Annotated in this window: 1 protein-coding gene; it reads right to left on the bottom strand. The window is 51.2% G+C overall.

The features are described from left to right. Window positions 1-1632: Ig-like domain-containing protein (locus tag I6F44_RS19455; protein ID WP_197174406.1), on the bottom strand; the 1632-nt coding region annotated here is incomplete at both ends.

The following is a 1632-nucleotide window of genomic DNA, read 5'->3' as shown; positions in this document are numbered from 1 at the left end:
TGCCTGTGGCAGTGGTGTCGTTGCCTGCCACATCTTCAACACTCGCGCTAATAGTGTATGCACCTTCTGCAAGTGCTATCGGTACAGGCATTGACCACGTACCATTAGCAAGTACGGTGGCACTCATGGTTTGCGCTGCGCCGTTGCTGTCGGTGACAACAATGGTTACTTCACTGCCTTGCGGTGCATCGCTGGTACCTGCAATCGTTGGCGTGGTGTCGTTGCCTACACCGTTGTCGGTAATAACAAGGCTCGGACCTGTTAGGTCTATCTGACCTGTCTCTGTGGCGCTGCCGATATTACCCAGTCCATCATCTACCTGTGCGGTAACAGTGTATTCGCCTTCGGCTAAGTCAGTTGGTGCATCGACACTCCATACTCCACCCGTTACGGTCGCATCAACTGTCGTAATATTCCCTGCACTGTCTTCAAACGTTAAGCTAATGGTGGTGTTATCTGCCGTATCGCTTGTACCATTAATGGTTGGGGTGGTGTCGTTGGTATCAACCAGTGTATTAATACTGATGCTTGGCGCAGTGGTGTTGAGTGTTGCGCCTTCACTTAATGTAGTGGTATTACCGGCGTTATCAATAACGCTTGCTTCAATAGTAAGTGGACCATCAGTTAGCGCGTTCGGTACATCCGCTGACCAGCTGCCATCGGCTTGCACTGTTGCAGTGAACGTTTCTGTATTATTTGCATTCGTGACGTTAATCGTTACAACCGTGCCTGCTGGCGCGTTCGATGTCCCGCTAATTGTTGGTGTGCTGTTATTCGTGGCACCGACGGTGTCTAACGTCAGTGTTGGCGCTAAGGTATCTAAGTTGCCTGTTTGTGTAGCGCCGCCGGTGTTGCCTGCATCATCGGTGATACTGGCTTGTACGATGTAGCTACCATCTGGTAATTCAGGGCTGGTTGCTTGCCAATTACCGCTGGCATCAACGGTGGCAGTGATTGGGTGTTCATCACCGTTACTGTCGGTAATAACAATGTTTATAACCGTGCCTGCGGGCTCTGTTGATGTGCCGCTAACAACTGGGGTGCTGTCGTTACCCAGGCCCAGTGCATCAACGGTGACAACTGGTGTGATGGTATCTACATTACCACTGCTGTTTGCGGTGCTCTCGTTGCCTGCGGCATCGGTAATGCTGGCAACAACGCTAAACTCACCTTGTGCAAGGGCTGTCGATACTTCGATTGCCCAGTGACCATCGCTGCCTACAACAGTGCTAAGGGTTTGATTGATGCCTTCGCTGTCGGTGATGGTGAGTGTTACCGTGCCACCAATTTCATTACTGGTGCCCTGAAGCTCAGGTGTTAAATCGCTGACATCGCCTACATTTTGAATGGTTAAGGTTGGCGCTTGTGTGTCGATGGTGGTGGTATCACTCACGGTGGTTTCGTTGCCGACACTATCGCGCACACTTACTTCAATCGTGCTTTCACCTTCACTTAATGGTGTCGCTGGTGTGGCACTCCAATCACCGTTTGCATCCACAAGTGCGGTGATGGTTTGTGGGTTGCCATTGCTGTCGGTAACCACAATCGTCACTTGTGCACCCTCACCTGCATCGCTTGTGCCGCTTATGATTGGCGTGTTGCTGTCGCTTTGTGCTGCAACATCAACAGTGA

The sequence above is a fragment of the Pseudoalteromonas sp. NZS11_1 genome (assembly GCF_015864275.1).
Classification (GTDB): Bacteria; Pseudomonadota; Gammaproteobacteria; order Enterobacterales; family Alteromonadaceae; genus Pseudoalteromonas; species Pseudoalteromonas arctica.
This window is presented reverse-complemented; position numbering and strand designations above follow the sequence as displayed.